Annotated in this window: 17 protein-coding genes; 2 read left to right on the top strand and 15 right to left on the bottom strand. The window is 43.6% G+C overall.

The window, feature by feature from the left end; all coding sequences use genetic code 11:
* Window positions 1–25 precede the first annotated feature (25 nt).
* From IKW96_RS02935 to IKW96_RS03000, 14 genes are all read right to left on the bottom strand, one after another.
* Complete coding sequence (locus tag IKW96_RS02935) at window positions 26–1018, bottom strand: NAD(P)H-dependent glycerol-3-phosphate dehydrogenase (RefSeq protein ID WP_296570085.1); 993 nt, start codon at window positions 1016–1018, stop codon at window positions 26–28.
* Between the two features lie 23 nt (window positions 1019–1041).
* Window positions 1042–1722 carry a glycerol-3-phosphate 1-O-acyltransferase PlsY gene (gene plsY, locus IKW96_RS02940; RefSeq protein WP_296570087.1) on the bottom strand — a complete coding sequence of 227 codons (681 nt, stop codon included), beginning with the start codon at window positions 1720–1722 and terminating at the stop codon, window positions 1042–1044.
* The gene (gene der / locus IKW96_RS02945; RefSeq protein ID WP_296570089.1) at window positions 1722–3050 is read right to left on the bottom strand and encodes a ribosome biogenesis GTPase Der; all 1329 of its coding nucleotides are present in this window, start codon (window positions 3048–3050) and stop codon (window positions 1722–1724) included. Before der ends, plsY begins: the two co-directional genes overlap by 1 nt.
* A gap of 22 nt (window positions 3051–3072) precedes the next feature.
* A complete protein-coding gene (locus tag IKW96_RS02950; protein ID WP_296570093.1) occupies window positions 3073–3846 on the bottom strand; it encodes a TraX family protein in 774 nt (257 codons plus the stop codon).
* A gap of 9 nt (window positions 3847–3855) precedes the next feature.
* Window positions 3856–5157, bottom strand: a complete 1302-nt coding sequence (locus IKW96_RS02955; protein WP_296570095.1) for a DUF512 domain-containing protein — start codon at window positions 5155–5157, stop codon at window positions 3856–3858.
* 75 nt (window positions 5158–5232) lie between these two features.
* A complete protein-coding gene (rpmF, locus tag IKW96_RS02960) occupies window positions 5233–5418 on the bottom strand; it encodes a 50S ribosomal protein L32 (protein ID WP_019678749.1) in 186 nt (61 codons plus the stop codon).
* Window positions 5419–5452: 34 nt separating this feature from the next.
* Window positions 5453–5902, bottom strand: coding sequence for a DUF177 domain-containing protein (locus tag IKW96_RS02965; protein WP_296570099.1), 450 nt, complete (start codon window positions 5900–5902; stop codon window positions 5453–5455).
* Window positions 5903–5997: 95 nt separating this feature from the next.
* Window positions 5998–6405, bottom strand: coding sequence for a hypothetical protein (locus tag IKW96_RS02970; protein ID WP_296570102.1), 408 nt, complete (start codon window positions 6403–6405; stop codon window positions 5998–6000).
* Between the two features lie 68 nt (window positions 6406–6473).
* Window positions 6474–7808: a glucose-6-phosphate isomerase gene (locus IKW96_RS02975; protein WP_296570105.1), complete on the bottom strand. Its 1335-nt coding sequence runs from the start codon at window positions 7806–7808 to the stop codon at window positions 6474–6476.
* Between the two features lie 137 nt (window positions 7809–7945).
* Window positions 7946–9028, bottom strand: a complete 1083-nt coding sequence (locus IKW96_RS02980; RefSeq protein ID WP_296570108.1) for a D-alanyl-D-alanine carboxypeptidase family protein — start codon at window positions 9026–9028, stop codon at window positions 7946–7948.
* Window positions 9029–9155: 127 nt separating this feature from the next.
* On the bottom strand, window positions 9156–10127 hold the full coding sequence (locus IKW96_RS02985) for a D-alanyl-D-alanine carboxypeptidase family protein (RefSeq protein WP_296570111.1): 972 nt from the start codon (window positions 10125–10127) through the stop codon (window positions 9156–9158).
* A gap of 617 nt (window positions 10128–10744) precedes the next feature.
* Complete coding sequence (gene addA / locus IKW96_RS02990) at window positions 10745–14383, bottom strand: helicase-exonuclease AddAB subunit AddA (protein ID WP_296570113.1); 3639 nt, start codon at window positions 14381–14383, stop codon at window positions 10745–10747.
* Between the two features lie 2 nt (window positions 14384–14385).
* Complete coding sequence (locus tag IKW96_RS02995) at window positions 14386–17721, bottom strand: PD-(D/E)XK nuclease family protein (protein ID WP_296570115.1); 3336 nt, start codon at window positions 17719–17721, stop codon at window positions 14386–14388.
* Window positions 17722–17785: 64 nt separating this feature from the next.
* Window positions 17786–19351, bottom strand: coding sequence for a glycoside hydrolase family 25 protein (locus IKW96_RS03000; RefSeq protein WP_296570117.1), 1566 nt, complete (start codon window positions 19349–19351; stop codon window positions 17786–17788).
* A gap of 210 nt (window positions 19352–19561) precedes the next feature.
* On the opposite strand from IKW96_RS03000, the gene IKW96_RS03005 reads away from it, so the two are divergent.
* Window positions 19562–20509 (top strand): RluA family pseudouridine synthase, encoded by a 948-nt coding sequence (locus IKW96_RS03005; RefSeq protein WP_296570120.1) that lies wholly within the window; start codon window positions 19562–19564, stop codon window positions 20507–20509.
* On the opposite strand, the gene IKW96_RS03010 is transcribed toward IKW96_RS03005, so the two are convergent.
* Window positions 20506–21357, bottom strand: a complete 852-nt coding sequence (locus IKW96_RS03010) for a prephenate dehydrogenase (protein ID WP_296570122.1) — start codon at window positions 21355–21357, stop codon at window positions 20506–20508. The genes IKW96_RS03005 and IKW96_RS03010 overlap by 4 nt on opposite strands.
* Before the next feature lie 148 nt (window positions 21358–21505).
* Here IKW96_RS03010 and IKW96_RS03015 point away from each other — a divergent pair, with 148 nt between their 5' ends.
* Window positions 21506–22243, top strand: coding sequence for an SH3 domain-containing protein (locus tag IKW96_RS03015; RefSeq protein ID WP_296570124.1), 738 nt, complete (start codon window positions 21506–21508; stop codon window positions 22241–22243).
* The last annotated feature ends 46 nt before the right edge of the window (window positions 22244–22289 follow it).

Raw genomic sequence — 22289 nt, forward strand, 5'->3', positions numbered from 1 at the left:
TTCACCTCTTGATTAGTGTATGTTATTATATTTCTTCCGAGTTAAGCGGACGGTTCATAAGCGCACCGAGAGCAAGTCTAACGTCACCGCCGTTGAAAAGCACTTCGTTGAGCTGTTCGGTTATAGGCATTGAAACGCCCATTTTCTTAGCAAGCGAATAAGCCGCCTTACAGCAGAAATAGCCTTCTACGGTTCCTACGCGCTCAACAGCCTCCTCAGGGGATATTCCCTGTCCTATGAGAATGCCGGCACGTCTGTTTCGGCTGTGCATACTTGTACAGGTAACGATAAGGTCTCCGATTCCCGTAAGGCCGCTGAAAGTAGCCGTATCGGCTCCGCAGGCTTTTCCAAGACGAGCTATCTCGTGTATTCCCCTCGTCATCAGTGCAGCCTTTGTATTGTCACCGTAGCCGAGTCCGTCGCATATTCCAACGCAAAGCGCGATTATATTCTTCAATGCTCCGCCTATCTCACAGCCCTTAACGTCGTCGTTAAGATAGATCCTGAGGTACTCGTTGCCGAACTCACGCTGAACATACTCGGCAGCCTCATGATTATGAGAAGCTGCAACTATGGTAGTCGGGACACATCTTGCTACCTCTTCTGCATGGGAAGGACCTGAAAGCACTACCATCTTGTCGGTCTTTATCTCTTCGCAGATGACCTCGCTGAGAGTTTTAAGACTTCCCTCTTCAAGACCCTTTCCTGTATTTACAACGACCATTTTATCGTCAATATACGGCGCCGCAGCCTTTGCTACGTCCCTTACGAATGACGAAGGAATGCCGAAGAACAGCATATCGCAGCCCTTTACGCATGAAATGTCGCTTGTCATTGCAATACTCTCGGATACAGGCACTCCGGGGAGCTTCTGAACGTGTTCGCCATGTGAACGGATATCGTCTATCTCAGACTGAAACTTTGACCACACTGTTACCTTATGCTTGCCGCAGTGTTCAGCCATTATTGCCAGGCTGAGACCAAAGCCGCCCGAACCAAGTATAACTATATTTGCCATACCGATCAACTCCTCTCAATATCTCAGTCTCTGCTTATTTCTATGCGGTTAAATGAAAATTTATTCTCATTTCCGTCGATAAGTCTCTGCATATTTGAGCGATGCATCCAGATGACCATTGCCGCCATGGGTATCGAGAGAATCATATACAAAAAGCTCCGGCCTGCCGAATATTCGTCAACTATAAGAGACATGAGCAATGTTGCGAGCGGACAGTACGCCGTAGAGATAATGGACGCAAGTGAAACATACCTTGAAAGTGCAAGCATTACAACAAAAATCGCTAAAAGGGCTATAAATACCTTGTAATCGACTGCTATAAACGAAGCAGCTCCCACAAGAACGCCCTTTCCGCCCTTAAATCCGTAATATATCGGAAAAACATGGCCGATTATCGCAAAAAAACCTGCGATATATCCGATATAATGAGTATCATTTCCGGGCATCAAGCCTGCCTGCAAAAGGTGACAGAAAAGCCTTGCAAGAGCAACTGCTATAATGCCCTTTAAAAGATCGCCTACAAGCGTGAGCAGAGCGCAGTTCTTTCCTGCACATCTCAAAGTATTTGTAAGACCTGCATTCTTGCTGCCCATATCACGGATATCTCTGCCTGTCATCATTCTGACGACGATTATGGAGAAATTGAGACTTCCAAGAAAATAACCTAGACCTGCACTGATAAGTATTGCTAAAAACACCTTCATTATTTATCATTCCCTCCTCTTTCACGGACTATGAAGCGGACAGGAGTTCCCTCAAGTCCGAATGTAGAGCGTATTTGATTTTCAATGTATCTTCTGTAGGAAAAATGAAACAAATCTGCTCTGTTTACAAATGTAACAAATGTGGGTGGTTTGGTAGAGGGCTGAGTCATATAGTATATCTTCAGTCTTCTTCCCTTATCCGACGGAGGCTGTACTCTTGTTGTCGCATATGCAAGGACGTCATTAAGCATACCTGTCGAGATCCTCATACTGTTCTGCTCATAGACATACTTGATAAGCTCATAGAGCTTGTTGATACGCTGTCCTGTCTTTGCAGAAATAAATACAAAAGGAACATATGACATAAAGCTGAAATCATTTTCAAGCTTTGTACGGAATTCCTGCATTGTCTTGTCGTCCTTTTCCACAAGATCCCACTTGTTTACAGCAACGACACAAGCCTTTCCCTGTTCGTGTGCATAGCCTGCAACCTTGGAATCCTGCTCGGTGAAGCCCTCGGAAGCGTCAAGCATTATAACGCACACATCTGCACGGTCAACAGCCATATAAGCTCTGAGAACACTGAAATGCTCAACTTTCTCGGTAACTTTAGACTTTTTGCGTATTCCGGCAGTATCGATAAACACGAATTTTCCATATTCGTTCTCGATAACGGTATCCGTTGAATCACGGGTTGTTCCTGCAATATCAGAAACTATAACCCGCTCTTCGCCTGCAATTTTATTGATAAGAGAGGATTTTCCCGCATTAGGCTTGCCTATTACAGCGACCTTTATATGGTCCTCGTCATATTCGGTCTCTTTGCTGTCAGGCAGACTTTCATAGACCTTATCCAGCATATCTCCAGTTCCGTGACCGTGTACAGAAGATATCGGATACGGGTCACCGAGTCCGAGATTATAGAATTCATAAAGCTCCAACGGTGGGTCTCCGAGATTATCCACCTTATTTACTGCAAGAACAACGGGTTTACCGCTTTTCAGAAGCATCTGCGCAACTGCATAATCGTCAGCTGTTACTCCGCAGCGTATATCTGTAACAAATACGATAACGTCGGCTTTTTCAATGGCAAGCTCGGACTGCCTTCGCATTTGTGCGAGAATAACGTCGTTACTGTCAGGCTCGATACCGCCTGTATCTACTACCATGAACTCCTTGCCGCGCCACTCGCATTTTGAATAGATACGGTCTCTTGTAACGCCCGGAGTGTCTTCAACTATTGAAAGACGCTGTCCGATGAGCTTGTTGAAAAGCGTTGATTTGCCAACATTCGGACGTCCTATAACAGCAACTATCGGTAATGACATTGCTTTGCACTCCTTTCTCTCTTTACTTCATTAAAAATCTGAGTATCACTGCCAGCCATAAATGGGCAGGATAGAATATATAGAAAAACCACTTTGAAAACTTCGGGAATCTGCCTTTTTTGCCGTTGTAAAAGACAGTCATCAGCACATAAGCCGCTGCAAAATCAAAAATATGCACAACTGTCGTTTCAAGCTTGATAAGCGAGAATCCGTCCATATACAGCGGAATATTCGTCGTAAGAAGATATACCGTCCATACAGAAGCATACCATATCAGCCTTGCCTTTGGCTTTTCGCGGAAAATATGAAGCCCAAGTACTGTCAGAGGTCCGAAAATCAACCATTCGGAAACAAGCGCCGCCGTTGCTCCGCATATCAGCACAATAAGGGCGATACGCTGCCACAGTTTGAAACGGCTCTCCCATGCACACAGAGTAAGAAGCGAAAAAAACAGGGTGAACATGATATTCGCGCCCCACCAGCCATTTATTGGCCCCCACAGCATAGTGAACGGCACCTGCGTTACACAGGCGAATATAAATAGCCTCTGCGCGTATTTCTTAACTGAACGGGTATACTTATACCCGTCGGCTATGAAGAAAAACATAACAGGCGGCGTCAGTAAACTGAGCTCGATGAATATCCTCTGCCATAAGGGGCAGTCCGCAAACAGTCCGTCAGGCGGAGTATCGCCGACACTTAGCCATGCAAAAAGATGACCCCAGAACATGAAAAATATAATGATATATTTTATCATATCCCGGTTTATGACTCTGAACCTGCTGTCTTTTTCCATATTCCCCCCCTAATAGCTTATTCCCATTATAGCGTCCAGCAGCTCATAGCCGTCGCTTGGCGTTGTTCGTATCTCTGTACCGAGTGCTTTCTCTACGTCATCTATAGTAAGATCGTCAAGAAAGACATCAGAATCACGCCTTATCATAGCCTGAGACAGAAGAAGATTGTCCCCAAGCACTTTCCCGCTTAGCTGAGCAATGAGATCCTGAGCTGTTATAAGCCCTGTAACAGTGATAGTTTCGCCGAAAAAGTCGTTTCTGATACGATAAACGTTGCATTTCAGCAGCGGGAATCTCTCCTCCGCCATTTTTGCAAGCATACTTATCGTACCGTGGGCAGAATAGCCCGTAGCGATAGAAACAAGACGTTCTCCGCCCTCCCATTCAGCGATATCGAGAGCCTTTTCAAACTCGTCGATAAGTGAACGAAGCATTCCCACGCCGTTTTCATACTGTGAGAAGTCCTCATACACTTCCATAGACGGGAGCTCCCTTTCCGCAATAAGATAGAACTCATCTGACGGGAATACAGTTCGCGTACCGAATTTTTCGAGGAATATCTGCTGAAATTCTTCGATTATATCGATAGTTTCCCCTGCGCCTTCCTTATCAAACGGTACAAGAGGATAAAGCCCCTGACGGAATTTTGTAACTCCAACGGGAACGACAGCCATACTTGTGATATTAGGCATCAGCTCGCCAAGATCCCTGAGAGACCTTCTCAGCTCGTCACCGTCATTGAGCCCGGGACAGCATACTATCTGACAATTGAGCTTTATACCGTTTTCTGCAAGCTGTCGGATAAATTTAAGCTTTTCTCCGGCAAAACGATTATGCATCATCTTGACTCTGAGCTCGGGATTGGTGGTATGCACGGAAACATTGATATTCAGCTTCATCTCGATGATCCTGTCGATATCCTCCTGTTTCATGTTGGTAAGAGTAACATAATTTCCCTGTAAAAAGGACAATCTCGCGTCGTCGTCCTTAAAATACAGGGTCTCTCTCATACCCGGAGGCATCTGATCTATAAAGCAGAAAACACATTTATTGCTGCACGACTGCTTTTTATCCATGAGAAAAGTCTCAAATTCGAGACCAAGATCGTCATATTCATCTTTCCAGAGCTCGATAGTAAGAGTATCGCCCCCACGCTCAAGCTCAAGAGAAATATCCGTATCGGCAGCATAATACATATAGTCAAGGACATCCTTTATGTCATGACCGTTTATTTTGACGAGAGTGTCGCCGCTTTTCACTCCTGATCTCTCAGCAGGAGAGCCATGCATAATGCCGTTGATCTTAACCATATATCTTCTCCACAAAACTTAAAAAGGAGAGAAGGTCCATTCCTCCTCTCCTTCTCTTTTATCGGATCAAGCCGATTATTCAGCGTCGATCTTAAGGACCTCAACGCCCTTATAGAATCCGCAGTTTTTGCAAACCTTATGCGGAGCCTTATATGCGCCGCAGTTGTCGCACTTTGACATTGCGGGTGCTTCAAGCTTCCATACTGCAGAACGTCTCTTGTCGCGTCTTGCCTTGGAAGTTTTTCTCTTCGGTACAGCCATTCTGGCACCTCCTTACAGAGCTTCACAGCTCAGATTAATTTAGATGATCGCACTGTTTTTCATTTAGATCACAGCCGCATACCACACAAAGACCTTTGCAGTCATCCTTGCAGAGTATCTTCGTTGGCAGGCTGAGAAGCATATCAGTCAGCGCAATTTCATTCAAATCAATGCTCTCACCGTCTGCAACGATATAATCATCGTTATCTTCATTGCTGACATAAGGAACAACAATATGGTCGAAAGAAAGGTCATAATCCCTTGTAAACTCCTTCAGACATCTGTCACAGGTAAGAAGGAGCCTGAAAACAACAGAGTAATCAAGATAAACGACTCCTGCCCTGTTATGCAGTCTGCCGCTTATATTCACAGGCGAATCAAAGGTATATCCCTTTATTTCGCTGAACTCCTCCGCAGGGATCTCATAGGAAAACTCTTTTTTCTCACCGACTATACTGAATATCTGCTTTAAATTGATCTTCATATTTTAATCCTTCAGAGCACTATAAAATATATTATACACCAAACGCTATAATCTGTCAATAGCTCAATGTAAAATTTTATTTTTCAGCAGAAAAATTACTTTATAAACTGCTTAACGCTCTCGGGAAGCTCAGAAACGTCAGCCGAAACTGTAAATACTATTGTAGCTTCCTCGCCTGTGAGCTTGTCCAGCTTCTCAAAGAGACCGCCGAGTGCATCATAATCGCGGCCGACTATCTTAAGGATACCGTCAACGAAAACGTCCTTGATATCGTAGTTTCCTGCGAGCATACCGGCTACAAAGCCATAGAAAGCGTCAACGCCCTCGATAGCAAAGCTCTCTGTATCACACCATCTTACTCTGAAGCTGATAGAACGTCTGATATTGTCGCCTTTTTCGATACATACAAGATTACCGTTTGTTGACTTTACAGCGTCATTGATCTGGTCGATGAGTATCTTGGTTTTACCTGTACCTTTTTTTCCTGTAATAAGCTTAATCATAATTTACTCCTTCCGTGCCTTGCGGCATTTGTGACGTATTATATTTTGTTTAAAAACTAAACGGACTATCAGCCGAGTTTAGCTTCAAGAGCAGCCTTAGCGCCCTCATATCCAGGCTTTCCGAGAAGTGCGAACATATTTGACTTATAGCTCTCAACGCCGGGCTGGTTGAACGGATTTACACCGAGAACATAGCCTGAAACAGCGCAAGCCTTCTCAAAGAAGTAGATCATATATCCAACGCTTTCCTCAGTTGTATCGTCAAGCTCAAGTATGATATTCGGAACTCCGCCCTCTGTATGAGCGAGAACTGTTCCCTCGAATGCCTTTCTGTTAACAACGGACATATTCTGATTTGTCAGGAAGTTGAGTCCGTCAAGGTTCTCAGCGTCAGCCTCAAGGAAGAGGTCTGTCTTGGGCTTCTTGATGTCTACAACTGTCTCAAAGAGTATTCTTGCGCCGTCCTGGATATACTGGCCCATTGAGTGAAGGTCTGTTGAGAAAACAGCTGCTGACGGGAAGATACCCTTATTGTCCTTGCCTTCGCTCTCGCCGAAGAGCTGCTTGTACCACTCGGACATCATTACAAAGCTCGGGTCGTATGAAACAAGCATTTCAACAGACTTGCCCTTTCTGTAAAGGATATTTCTGAGAGCTGCATACTTGTAGCAGTCATTATTGTCAAAATCAGCGCATAAATCAGCCTGTGCCTTTGCAGCACCCTTCATAAGAGCGTCGATATCACAACCTGCAACAGCAATGGGAAGAAGACCTACAGCTGTGAGAACCGAGAAACGGCCTCCTACATCATCAGGGATAACGAAAGTCTCGTAGCCCTCAGCGTCTGAAAGGTTCTTGAGAGTTCCTCTTGCCTTGTCAGTTGTTGCAAAGATACGGTTCTTTGCTTCCTCCTTACCGTACTTGTCCTCAACCATCTTCTTGAAGATCCTGAAAGCAAGCGCCGGCTCTGTAGTAGTACCTGATTTGGATATTACATTTACTGAAAAGTCCTTGCCCTCACAAAGAGCAATGATCTCATTAAGATATGCAGGGTTGATGCTGTTTCCTACGTAGTAGATGTCAGGCGTGTCCTTCTTGATATTGTTGTAAAGGGGCGATCTGAGAAGCTCGATCGCAGCTCTTGCGCCAAGATAAGAACCACCGATACCAATAACGATAAGAATGTCAGAATTTGCCTTTATTCTCTCAGCTGCAGCCTTGATACGTGCAAATTCCTCCTTATCATAGGCAGTAGGAAGATCTACCCAGCCTAAAAAATCATTGCCAAGACCAGATTTTTCATGAAGAGACTTAGCAGCGGCTTCTACCTGAGCCTTGATACCGACCATTTCATCGGCATTTACGAAGTCCTTCAAATATTTGGTGTTGAGTTTCAAAGACATTAGAATTTACCTCCAATATGTATGATAAGTCATACAATATAATTTACCATCTTTATGATACTATATTTTCGGATTTTTTTCAAGTACCTTTACGTAACATTTTCAACATTTGTGCATTTGTTACCATTTCAACAATATTATTCTATCATTTTCAACAACATTGACCTAAAAACAAAATTGAAGCTAAGAGCAGGAATATCCTTTTTTGCAACAATTTCAGATTCATAAACAAGAGTATCGCCGCTGTAGAAAGCAGCGCTGCCAATTGGTTGACCAATATGTACAGGAGCATTAATATATTCGGGATAGACGACTTTCGTTCTCAGGTCTCGCTTTTCCTTTTCCACCGTCACTTTTCCCTGGATAGCAAGCCCGGTTTCTACAGCTGATTCAGTACCGCCTATTACCGCCAACGGTTTAAGCATTTCATCAGGGAACATAGTTAACGTGACTTTATACTTTCTAAAGGCTTTTTTAAGAAGTGTTTTCACTGTATTATATGAGATATCTTCATTTTCAGCTCCCAATGATACTGCTATGAATGTATCTCCGCCGTCATTTCTTCCGCATTCCGCGATACAGTATCCGCTCTCATCAGAATGACAGGCCTTAAAGCCTATATGAAGCCCGTAGCTTTTAGTAAGCTTGTTCTCGTTTACAAGCTCCACCTTGCCGTTCTTGACAAAATCACGCCAGGCCGAGAAAAAAGGCGTTAAAAAAGTATACTTAGCAAGCTCCGAACATACAACAGCTATATCACGCGCCGTTGTATATTCTTCATTGCAATAATAGCCATACGGCGCGGAATAAAAAGTATTCCTCATTCCGAGATCAAAGGCTTTTGCATTCATGTCCATAACAAAAGTATTTATGTCTCCCGAAGCACTTTCCGCAAGAACAGTAAGCGCGTCATTGGCATTTCCGATAATTACGCTCTTCAGCAGCTCCTCCACAGAAAGTTTGTCGCTGCTCTCAAGCCAGATGACAGAGCCTTTTGTGTTTTTTACGCTTTCGGAAGCCGTAAGAATATCCGACATCGAAAGCTCCCCTTTATCTATCTTTTCAGCAATGAGGAGAATGCTCATAAGCTTTGTCAGGTAGCCTGCATTCAGTTTAAGGTCGGAATTATGCTCTTCGAGAACAGCTTTCGTTTCAGCTTCCATAAGAACATAAGCTTTCGGCTCGCTCCTGAGTGCTTTTCCTGCACCGAGTAAAAACAATAACGAGCATAAGCACAGTATAAAAGACAAAAACAATGCAAATCCGCGCATATATATCACCTCAGAATGAGTATATGTGCTGAAGTCTCCGAAAATGAAAAAGAGCGGCAAAAAGCCGCTCTGAAATTCAGTTTTTGTGGATAGTTATGATAAACGAGTCGTTATTGTCGCCCGAAAGCTCATAGCTGCCTGATATGGGAACTCTTGTAACGAGCTTTTCTCCCTCTCCTGTAGCGGAGTATACCTGATAGCCATCGCCGTTGAACGCAAAGGTATATGGGTCATCAAAGCTGTACTGCTTCAAAAACTCAACATATTCCTCAAGGCACATGTCTTTCTGTTTCATGATAGCAGAGTTGATCTCTCCCACATATCTCAAGTGCCAGGGGCAGTAATCACTGCCTGTCTGTGCTTTCTTTCCTTCGGGGCATCTTACAATAAAGCCGTATTTCCAGCAATTATCAACTATCCAGCCCTCATAGTCATTACCGTCATATGTCAGTACAGAGCCGTATGCATTCAAAGCCAAATCAACGGAATATCCAGCCTTTGATTCAGAAAAAGACTTTGGGCAATACGAATCCGGACCTGTATAAGTATCTGTCGTGCCATACACTATGAAATCAGCAAGAGCGGTGGAGTTTGCATAATCCTCCATCATGCTGTTAAGCGCGTCTGCTGCGCCCTTCTGCAGATATACATGCTTGTCAACGAGAGAATAATACTCGTTCTTCTCGTCCGAAAGATCGACCATTATTCCCTGATCTGATTCATGTGCAGGCTTGTCTTCGGTATAAACAGCCAAAAGGCCTGTTGAAATATCATCCATGTAAAGTTCACGCTCGGAATAGCCCAGATTCTTCAAGCCGTCAAAGGCTGTAGTGAACTGATCCGTCGTGCTGTATGAAAGGCTGTTTCCGGTAGAAGCTTCGGTTACTGCCTCCGAGTTGCGGAATTCGCCTTTAATTGTTATATTATTTGGCTGTTGACTGGCGAGACTTCTTCTAAGACCGTCAGCACCAAAGAGAGTACCGACAATTATACCCATAGCGAGAAAAACGCGGTCTGCTCTGAGCCGGCATTTTTTCGTCTCCTTCATTATTCATATCCTCCGAGATTTGTTCTACATCACTGAAATTATATATCTGTGTTTTTATTTCTTTATCTTTTTCAGGTTATTTGTTTATTTCTACACCTGTTATATATAAAACGCTGTCCGCGCTGTTATGTACAATATATGTCAGGATCAGCCTTAAGCGGTTTGTCTTTGATATCTATCATGAAACTTGTCCGTTTCTGAAATAAATAAAAAGACACCGCCGTTTTCTCATGCCTGTTCTTTGTTATATTGCGGAAATAACATATAATCTGTAATAAGCCCCTAACAGAATCATCAGCTGAAAACAATACGTTAAATGCGCTGACAATGGCGGCTTATTTCTTTAATTCCGAAAATATTTAGAACTTGAAAGAAAACTGCTGTGCCTGCAAAATACAAGTTTAGCTTTTATTATGTTTCCTTCTTTTGTTCATTCTACACTTTTAATATATATCTCTGTATCTATCATTATAATACAAATCAATTTACTTGTCAATATAAATCTTAAAATCTACAGAATGCACAAACTTCACCATAATAATTGTAGGAATATCACAAAAGCAGTTTTTACTGCACAGAAAAAAGCTCTTCGACATAATGCCAAAGAGCCTTGTATATCAAATATCTGCCTGTATATAATCATGAAGCTCAAAAGAATAAAGTATGGCTTCTTTGACTTTTTTGCCGGCAGTCAGTTCCACTGCCGCTTTGTAAAGCTTCAGCTGCGTAGAATAGCGCTCCTTCAGCTTTTGCAGGGATATTCCCCTGTCAGACTTATAATCAAGGATAACTATTCCGTCATCTTCCTCAAACATAAGGTCGATTATGCCTTTAATCATGCCGTCTGAATTTCTTAGCTTTTCTATCATATCGTCCTCAAGCTCAAGTTCACGAACAGCTACCATGAATTTTTTCTCACGGACATAATGCAACGAGCCGCATATTCGGCTGTAAAGTTCACTTTTGAAGAATGCCGCCGCATTCTCCGCGTCTATCGACTCCGCGTCCGCAGCACTTATATAGCCTTTTTTGGCGACCGCTTCTATCTCGGATACAACATCAGAAACTGCCTTATCAAAGTCGCAGTACTGAAAAAACGTGTGTATAGCCGTTCCTCTTTCAGCTCCTGTTAGCTTTGATCCGGCCGACTTGAAACGCGGACGTTTCAGCTTGAAGTCAAAAGCCTCATCACTGTCCTTCAGTTTCTTCGTTATCTGTGTAACGCTGAGCTTTGCAGGCATTTCCGAAAGGGTTTTATCATAATTATAAGAGATTATGTCTCTTAAACGTGAAACTATGGCTTCATCAGGACTTTTCTCATGCTCTTCGCTAATTTCTTCGGATTTTTCACGGGTTATCTCTTTAACTATTTCATAATCCCACAGTTTACGTTCCCTCTTTTGATCCAAACACAGTTCATTTGTATCAATTCCGAGCTGTTCTGCGACCTGAGCAAACACAGGCTCACGGATCATTCCGAGCCAGATCCAGTCGGAAAAGCTTTTCGCCTCGCTGACAACTTCATCAATATCACCATTATGCAAAACACAGTCCTCTATAAGACTCCCCAAGCGTTTCAACGCCTTTTCGCCGCATTTCAGATTGATGAACAGCTTTTGCTGCGCTCTTGTAAGTCCTACATACAAAAGCCTCATTTCCTCGCTTCTGGTATCCTTTTCCTCCTCAGAAGCAAGCATTGTCTGCTGGAACGTCTTGTATTTTCTGTATATTGCCGGATCATACAGTACATAGCCTATCCTGCCGTCAGGACTGCACATAACGGGCTTTGAATCGAATTTGAACTTTACGGAAGTCTCGGCAATGAACACAAAGGGATATTCAAGTCCCTTGGAGCGGTGCAGAGTCTGAACACTGACGAACTCCCCTGCCGACGCCGAGACCTTTCCCTGTGCGTAGTCGCCGTTTTCCATAACCCTGTCAATATGCCGCAGAAAACCGCTAAGTCCGCCTGAGCCGTCATGTGCAGCCATGCTTTCATAGTTCTCCGCATACAGGATAAGTGCACGAAGATTGGCTCTTTTCTTCTCGCCGTCATCGTAAAGCTGCATGACTGATATAAAATCAGTTGAGTCGTATATTTCGCCGATAAGCTCACCTATGGTCATGGTAACGGAATCAAGTCGGAAGCTGTCGATAGAATCAAGAAAATCCGCACAGCGCTCCCTCAGGAACATATCCGTACATTCGGGATATTCTCCGTCGGCAAGTCCCCTTATTATAGGGAAAAGCGCTCTTTGCCTGTCATAGGACTTGATAACGGCAATATCCATGATACTGAACATATACATCGGCGATGTCATTACCGCTGCCATTGGGATATCCTGCAAAGGATTGCTGATTATCCTCAGCAGGTCGATAAGAACCGCTATTTCACGCGATCTCAGGTATCCTGTCTCCTCGTTTCCCTTGGCAGGTACGCCTATCCTGCTAAGCTCGTCAACGTAAACGTTGATATATGAATTGTTCCTTACAAGTATACAGAAGTCCGACGGAAAGCAGGGACGTCTTTTTCCGTCCTTTTCAATGACTTCGGTGCCGTTTTTCAGCATTTCCGATATCTTTGAAGTGGTAAATATAACCTCGTTGTTGATATTCTGCAGCTTTTCCTCATCATCGCTGCTTTCCTCCGTATCCTCGCTGATAAACGCAAAATGAGCAATGCAATCGGAATCGCCGCATTCGGAATACTGCTGCGCTCCGAAATAGAGCATTTCATCCTGAGTATACTCGATATCGCCGCATTTTTCCGACATTATCTGCGAAAACAGATTATTTACAAAGTCGATGACATGACAAGAGCTTCGGAAATTCCTGTTAAGCATGATATACTGATTTTTACTTTTGCTATCACGGCTGTATCTGTCTGAATACTTCAGAGTATTGATGAAATTCTTCGGATTTGCCAGTCTGAAACGGTAAATCGACTGTTTTACATCGCCTACAAGGAAAACATTATCGCCGTAAAGCGGAGCCCCATTGCTGTCAGTTCTATAATTCTTTGATATGAGCTTGAAAATGAGATCCTGCTTATTGTTGGAATCCTGATACTCGTCTATCATGATTATATCATAGTATTCGGATATTCTCCGGGCTGTCTCCGACTGCCTGATACAGCCGTTTTCATCTGCGGAGATAAGCATTTCAAGCGCCAGACGCTCTCCGTCGTCAAAGCTGAGCGCATTTTTCTCGCACTTTTTCTCCCAAAGTATCTCATGATACTTTTTCAGCATATCAACAAGAACCCGTGTTACCTCTCCGCATTCAACATAATCGCTTTCAACTGCTATTATGCTGTTAGCCGCTTTCGCAGCCGTTTTCTTAATGTAATCCCGCTTTTTCCTGTATATTTCCCTTAAAGGCTTGTTGTGCACGGTCTTTCCAACTCTTACAAGATCGGAAAAAGCAAGGGAAGCTTCCTCTTCTGACGGAAGTCTGCCGCTGTTCAGAATATCTAAAAGTCCGGAAACGATATCATGATCCTCTTCCGCCTGCACAAAGGATTTTTCAGCTGCAGCTGCCGACATATCTGGAAATATCCTGCTTATCATGCCGATATTCTCGTCTGCGGCTTTCAGCGCCTTTTCCAGCTGGATACGCAGGCTTTCTACCAGTTTTTGGTAATACTCCGAGCAGCTGAACTCTCCGCTGTACAACTCAACTGCATTTTCCAGCCATTTATCCCGCAACGCAACGGAAGAAAGAAAGTTATCGGCTCTTTCGATGACCTCAACAAGTCTCTTTTCATCTTTTATGCAGAAACGGTCAAATAAAAATGATATCTTATCGTATTCATTTTCACTGAAATAGTTTATCAGCTCTTCGAGAGCTTTGGCCTTCAGGACCTTGTTGTCTGTGTCGTCAAGCACGCCGAAGCCTGAGGTAATGCCGTTTTCGCCAATATTATCGCGAATAAGGTCAAAACAGAAGGAATTGATAGTGGATATCTTTGCATTCTGCAGTAATATCTGCTGTTTCAGAAGATGTCTGTCCTTCGGACGTTCACTTATCAGCAACCTTATTTTGTTTTCAAGTCTTTTTTTCAACTCCGCAGCCGCGTCGTTTGTAAAGGTAACAACTACTATCCTGTCTGCTCTTACTCCCGAATCCTTATCGGCTATGAGCTGTACGAGCCTTTCGGTCAGAACGGCGGTTTTTCCGCTTCCTGCAGCGGCTGACACGATAAGTGAAGTTCCTCTTGCGTCAATCGCACTCTGCTGCTGTTCGGTCCATGCCACTGTCAATCCCCCCTTTCACTGTATTTATTGTCAAGTATAGCCTGAGCTTCTGCGATATCAGCTTCTGCAGGCTCTCTGTATCTCGTCATTTCGGAGTTATCGCATATATTGATATAATCGCAGTATGTGCATGGCATTTTACCTCCGAGTGCAAGGGGAACAGCTTCAACATCGCCGCCGAACAGCGATTCAGCCATACCTGTCAGTTTTTTGTAGGTGTAATCCTTCAAAAGTGCCATTCCGTCTGCCGAAATGCACTCCGAATTTTTATCGGGAACGCCGTTTTTATCAAGCTTTACAGGGATAAACTCTCCGTTTACGCTCTTTTCCATAGCCTGCAGTACTTCCATGTCTCCGAGGACAAGACCGCTTGTACGAAGTGCAGAATTGACTGCGCTGCTGTTCTTTGTCTCGATCCTGTAGGCTTCAAGATGAACGTCTGAAATACGTACAGGCGAGTACAAAACTCCCGCAGGAGAATACTTCTCGAATAGTCCTCCATTGTCCGTAGCAGCAAACAAATAAAGTAACATCTGCATATTTATTCCGCATGAAAGAGTTTCTGCGGTAATTTCCTTGTGACTGCTCTTGTAATCGATTATCCGCAGATAATCCGTATCTCCTACCCTGCAGACATCGGCTCTGTCAACTATTCCGCCGAAGCTCAGCTGCTTGCTGCCTGCAAACGGAAGTATGACCGAGTGGCTCTCGCGCAGATCAAGCTCAAAGCTGTGCGGAACGAACTCCGAAGCCATAAGCGAATGCTGAGTATACATAACGACCTCAGACATACGGTCAGTGAGCTTTTTGAAGATAAGCTCAAATTTCGCGTCCTTTCCGAAATCGCCAGCAAGAGTCTCATTTTTGTATTTCTCAGCACAGATACCTATCTCACGCTTTACGTCATCATAAGACATACTCAGAAACTCCTGCTTTGAACGCGAACCGAGTATCCCGAGAAAACATTCATGTGTAAGCTCACCTGCTATCCTTGTATCAAGCTCGACCTTCTCGTTTATCCTGAGTTTCAGGCATTTGTCGCAGAAATACTTGAAATGGCAGAGATTATACTCCTCAAATCCCGTTGAAGAAAGTGTGAGCGGCTCAAAGCTTTGAAGCTTTTCCATTGTATCCCTGTCTATCTGATAGTTCTGAGTATGATATCCTCTGCTGAACACATAGGAAAGACGCCTTTTATACTCGCGGTCGCTCATTAAAATGCTTTTTATGGAAGCTACAGAAGAATTTGCCTGATCGCGCTCCTGCATATAGTGGTAAAAAGCTGAATGGAGCGTCACCGCATAATAATCAACAGGTATATCCTCATCAGTTTTTCTGACTGTCTGATCGTCAAAAAGGCTGATTATACGGTCGATTATCTGTGCAGGATACTTCGCCTGTCCCGAAAGATCGGAAAGTGGATATGTGATGTAAAGCTTTTGGGAGGCAGCAGATACCGCCTTGTATACCACGAGGCGCTCTGAGGCTATGAGCTCAGCTACAGGAGTAGAGATAACTATGCCGTTTTCCGCAAGCTTTGACCTGTCCGCCTCGGAAAACAAGCCATGTACGCTGACCTGATTGGGAAAATCTTTATCATTGGCTCCCATTACAAAAACTACTCTCGGCGAATCCAGCCTTGCATTCCGCGCAGAAGCAGCTGTTACGGAATCGAGGGTCTGCGGAGGCATTGAGTATTTTATCATTCCGATCATAGAACGTATGAGCCGCGCAAATTCTGAGAAGCTTATCTCACGTTCACCCAGTGTATCGTTTATGCAGTCAAGCATATCTATAAGACAGCCCCATAATCTCTTGATCTCAGCAGCTTCATAGTCCTTGTTCTGCCTGATGAGTGCAGCCATGAGCTTGCCTGTGTTCTTTTCGGCATGGCACTCCACAAGATGCTCGTAAAGCATAGCACATATCTCTGAAGCAGTATTTTTTCGCCTGATCTTCTTTTTCAGCTTGATAACAGGAGCTATCACCTTATTTCTTACTCTTTCGATAAGCTCGAGCCTGATATCGCCTGCAGTGAACTCTTTTTCCCACGTATCGCCCTCTATGTCCCATTTATAGCAGTAATTTTCAAGAAGAGCCGTTTCAGTGAGCTCTACATCAAGCAAGCCCGTCTTCAGCATCCTGAATATCTGCTCCGAATGCAGTTTCCGGCTGCTGAGAAGATCAATGAGAGTTGTGAAGAATACCATAACAGCCGTATGCTCTACAGTCTTTTCAAGGCTCAGGAAGTACGGGATATCGTATCTTTTGAACGCAGCCTTCAGTACGTCGGAATACCTTGCGACATCATTTGAGATAATTGCTATGTCATTATAATGTAGCGTATTATCCTCATAAAGCAGATGTTTTATTGAGGCGCAAACATATTCTGCTTCGCTGTACATATCTCTTGCTTCAAAAATACGGATATTCTCGGCTTTGGGAGCTTTCCTGGCATCAACGGGCAAATGGCTCAGAGCGTTTCTGCTCACATATTCAAGATCCGGCGAACTGAAACGGTATATGTTCCTACACGGGATTATCCTCATTTCTTTGCCGAGTTCACGGCAAATGCCGTTAATTTTCCTGTAGGTATCATTTACGGACTCAAAAAGCGTGTACTCCCCTGCACTCACGTCATCAGTCCTGAGAGTAATGCATACATTCTCGGCAGATGATATCATTACACGTAGCATTTCGTACTGATCTGCGGTAAATCCCTCAAATTCATCTATAAAGACAGTCTTTCCACTGAAATACCTGTTCAGATTTGCTACGGCAGCTGCCGCACGGATATTGTCGAGCTCGTCCTTAAAGCCATATTCCGCCATTAGGCGCTGATATTCAAGGTAAACAGCCGCAACGTCACGGGTCTTGTCCATCAGTCTTCTGTCAAGGAGCTGTGATCTGTTCAAAAGCTCGTCGGCAGTAACTCCCGAGCGCTTGATATCGCGTATAAGATCAAGTATCTCCTCAGCAAATCCGTCGTATGCGCTTTGTCTGCGAAGACTGCTGACCGCTTCGGGGCGCGACAAAGCAGACTCAACAGCCTGATAAATGAGTATCATCTTAGCCATTTCGCCTGCAAATTCACCGCTTCTGCCGGGATCACCGTATAACTGAAAGAGCTGTCTCGCAAGTCCTGTAAAACTCAGGGAGAAAAGCTCGTTAAAGTTTGAAGCGCCGAGGTAAAAATAGAGTTTTTTATCAAAATTCTGAGAAAACTGCTCGGGAACTATGATACATAGCTTGTCAGCTTCTGTACATTCAGCTTTTATGCGTTCAAACATCAGCGTTGTTTTTCCGCTTCCGGCAGGTCCTGTAATAAATTCAATCATAAAGACTCCTGTTATATAAAATATGCATACCGCAAAGAAACGGTATGCATATACAATTCAAATATCAAAAACCGTTAAGATGTGCTTCTCTCATTATGCCAGGGAAATTAAGATAAGCATAATTACAGTTGACTGTTCCGTTTATACCGTCTATCTTGGCGTCAGAAGCATACTGCCACATATTGTAGCCCTTCTTGAACGCAGGCCTTGAAACGCCGTAATGCGCTACCCAGACGTCATATTTTGAATAAACGGACTCGTCAAGCCTTGTATTGAGGAAATTCGCATAGCTCTTTATTCCGACATAATAGCCTTTTTCCTCAAGTACAGAGCAGAACGCCTTAACTATATCGGTAAGTTCCTGCTTGCTCAGGTCTGCAAGGCTCTGATCCTCGATGTCGAAATATACAGGATAAGCAAACTTATGGTTTTTTATGACCTCATAGCAAGCCTGAGCTTCGAGAGCGGCGTCCTCGGGAGAATCAGCATAGCTGTACCAGTATACTCCGTAATCAAGGCCTGCCTGTTCAGCTCCCTTGATATTATCGTCGAAGTACTTGTCCCTCTGAGTAGGAAGATCACCGTAACCAGCACGTATCATCGCATAGTCTATGCCGGATTTGCCTACCTGTTCCCAGTTTATCTCGCCCTGCCATACAGAAACGTCGATTCCACAGGCAACGCCCTTGTTAACGCTTACGGGGAACAACGAATCACAGTTGCCTGATTCTGTTCCGTCAAAAACGTATGTATCAGGCGAAATTATGTAAGGATAATTGATATAGCAGTGATCTCTGTCTATATCGCCCTTTATACCGTCAATTGTTCCTGTGCTTGTATACTGCCACGAACCGTAGTCCTTGAAGTAGGACGGCGCTTCAACATTAAAATGAGCAACCCAGATATCATATTTATCAAGGGTCTCCTCATATACTCTTGTAGTCAGGAAGTTTGCAAAGCTGTAAATACCAACATAATAGCCCTTTGCTTCAAGAGTTGAGCAGAAAGCTTCTATAATAGCGGATATCTCGGCAGTTGAAAGCCTTTTCTGACTCGGATCCTCAATATCGAAATATATGGGATACTGGAAATCATAGTCCTTTATGACCTGATAGCATACTTCAGCTTCCTTATATGCGTCCTCAACAGACAGAGCATAGCTGTACCAGTATGCGCCGCAGTCAAGTCCCACAGACTGAGCGCCATTCATATTTTCATCAAATTTAGGATCCTTCTGATATAATTCCTTGCCAAAGCCTGCTCTTACGATAACATAGTCGATACCCGACTGACCTACCTTCTGCCAGTCTATGTCACCCTGCCATTGTGAAACGTCAATTCCCTCGGTCTTTTTGTACATATAGCTCTTGTCGCCCGAATGGGATTTTGCATAGGACTGATGAGCGTCATAAATATCAAAAACATTGAAAGGTGTTTCGTCAGCAGCTTCAACAGTCTGTCCTTCAAACTCTGTTGAAACCGCACCCACTTTACTTTCTGTCTCAAATATGCTATCATATGTATAAGAGCCGTTATTTTCAGCCGCAAATACAGCAGAGGCTGTTAAAGCCGAACCTGCACCAACGGAACAGGCGATCAACAGTGAAATTAAGCTTCTGAATATCTTCATAACTGATCGTACTCCTTCTGTTTCTTGACCGTCAGAAAAATGAACTTCTACGGTATGTATTTTGTTCATTATAACATAGATTTAAAGTTTTTGCAACTGTTACAGCCCATAAAACAGGTCGGAGAGCTTATTTTTGTCAGGATTGAAGAATTTTTTGAAATCTTTTTGTAACTTATAGATACAATTATGTAATTTTTGAGGTATAATTAAATGAAAAAATTTATTATAAATGAGAACGACAGCGGGCAGAGAATAGACAAATTCATCACAAAAGCACTGCCCGAACTGCCGAAAAGTATGATGTACAGGCTTATCCGCAAGAAAGATATAAAAATTAACGGAAAGAGATGCGAGATCTCTTCCCGTCTTGTGAGCGGAGATGTTGTTACTGTATACGTCAAGGACGAGGTTTCTGCCGAAAAGAAGCATGATATGAGCTTTCTGGACTCCCCTGCTGACATAGAAATTATATATGAAGACAAAAACATAATCATCGTAAATAAGCCTGCAGGTCTGGATTCACATTCAAACGGAAGTCCCATGACCGATACCATGATAGACCGTATCAAAAAATATCTCTACGACAAAGGTGAATATTCTCCCGAAAGCGAAAGTTCCTTTGCTCCGGCACTTTGCAGCAGGCTGGACAGGAATACCAGTGGACTTATAACAGCTGCCAAAACTGCCGCTGCCCTGCGGGAATTAAATGAAGCTATACGAAGCGGAAAAGTCCATAAGATATACCGCTGTATAGCAGCAGCTCCACTGCCTAAAAACGAGGACATTATAACTGCGTATCATCAGAAGGACGAGTCGAGAAACACCGTAAAAATCGCTGACCAGCCCACAGAGGGATTCAAGCAGATAAAAACAGGCTATCGCGTTATCAGTTCAAAGTCGCCTCTCTCCCTTGTGGAAGTTACACTTTATACAGGGCGTACACATCAGATAAGAGCTCATCTCGCCCATATCGGCGCGCCTGTGCTCGGCGACGGCAAATACGGCATAACAGCCGTAAACAAGCGTTACGGCGTGTTCAGACAAGCTCTCTGTGCATATTCTTTAAAATTTGAATTTGAGGAGACTTCCGAGTTCTTTTACCTCAATTCTCTCGAAATAAACGCTCCTCGGCCTGATTTTGAAAAACGATTCTTTTAGTTAGGCTGACCGACTCTGTGGCGAAGGTTCTCTTCCTTGAGCTCTCTGCCCTCTGCAATAAGCATTCTTAATCTGTCAGCGTCGCCGTTTTTCAGTGCTTCGCTGTACTTATTAAGGTTAGAAATAAGAGTATCAAGCTCATATTGCAGGTTTTCCCTGTTCTGCATGAATAGATCTGCCCACATTTTTTCATTCATCGTTGCAATTCTGGTCATATCCTGAAAGCTGCCGCCGCTGAATCCGCATTCAAGTCCAAGCTCTGGGCTTTTTACGTAAGCACTTGAAACGATATGTGCAAGCTGAGAGGTATAAGCTATCATTTTATCATGGTTTTCGGGGCTCGTTACAACTATCTTGCCTGCGCCGATCTCCTTAGCTACATTTGTAAGCAGCTCTATATCCTTTTCGCTGCTGTCAGCAAAAGGAGCAATTATAAAATTAGCCTTTACGAAAAGATCGGCTGTACTGTTGTAATATCCGCCGAACTCTTTTCCTGCCATCGGGTGTATGCCAACATATCTGAGTCCGACAGACTCGGATATTTTTTTCATTCTGTCGGAAAATCCGCCTTTTATACCGCAGACATCTGTGATAAGAGTTCCTTTTTCGATCTCGGAAGCGTGTTTTTCAAGAAATTTTTCAGAAGCTTCCGGAAAAAGTGCTATAACAATAAGATCGTAGCCTTTATAGCTGCCGTCAAAGACATTATCAAGGGCAACGTCCCTGAGAGCCGCATTTTCGATATCGTGGTTCAGGTCACAGCCCGTAACAGTATGATATGTGTATTTTTTCAGCGCTTTACAAAGCGAACCACCAATAAGACCAAGTCCTACAACAAGAATATTCATAAAAACTCCTCCTGTTCTTTTATCATTTAAAGTATAACGCTTTAAACGCAAAAAGTCAAGAGGATAATTGCATAAAAATAACATTAATTTCCGTTCGGCATAAAATAGTAAAGAGAACTTTCTCAAATCCTATGAAAGGAATTTTTTTATGCCAAAGGTATTTTTAAGTCCCTCAACTCAGGAATGGAACAAATACGCAACGAGCGGCAACGAGGAGCTTTACATGAACCTGCTTGCCGACAGAATTGAACCCTACCTCAGATCCTGCGGTATAAGCTTTGTAAGAAACGATCCGGACAGAAATGTCACGGGCGCAATCGCTGATTCAAACGCAGGCAGCTATGACGTACACCTTGCACTTCATTCAAATGCCGCTCCAAACGATCTTTCAGGAAGATTACGCGGAATAGATATATATTTTGCTCCCAAAAGCGCTCTGAGCGAAAAGCTTGCCAATATCATAGCAAACAATCTGAAATCAATATATCCGCTTCCCGACAAGGTCATGGCTGTGCCGACATACAGTCTCGGAGAAGTCCTGCGAACCAAAGCAGTAGCTGTCCTTTGCGAGCTTGGTTATCACGATAACTACGCAGACGAAGCATGGCTAAAAAACAATCTTGAAAACATCGCCCGAAATATCACAGGCTCTTTATGTGATTACTTCGGTATCCCGTTCGTCCCTGCCGGAGCTGTCCGCTGGGGAACTGTTACCACAAACGGCAGCAACCTTAATATCCGCAGCTATCCCGGTTTATCCGGAACTATAATCGGGTCGATCCCCGACGGTGCAACAGTCATGATTAACGGTCATACCAACGGCTGGTATGTCGTAAATTACAACGGTATAGTCGGCTATTCAAGCAGCGACTTCATCACATTATAAAGCAAATACCGTACAGGTCAACTGTACGGTATTTTATATTACATAA

The sequence above is a fragment of the Ruminococcus sp. genome, from assembly GCF_017549005.1.
Taxonomy (GTDB): Bacteria; Bacillota; Clostridia; order Oscillospirales; family Ruminococcaceae; genus Ruminococcus.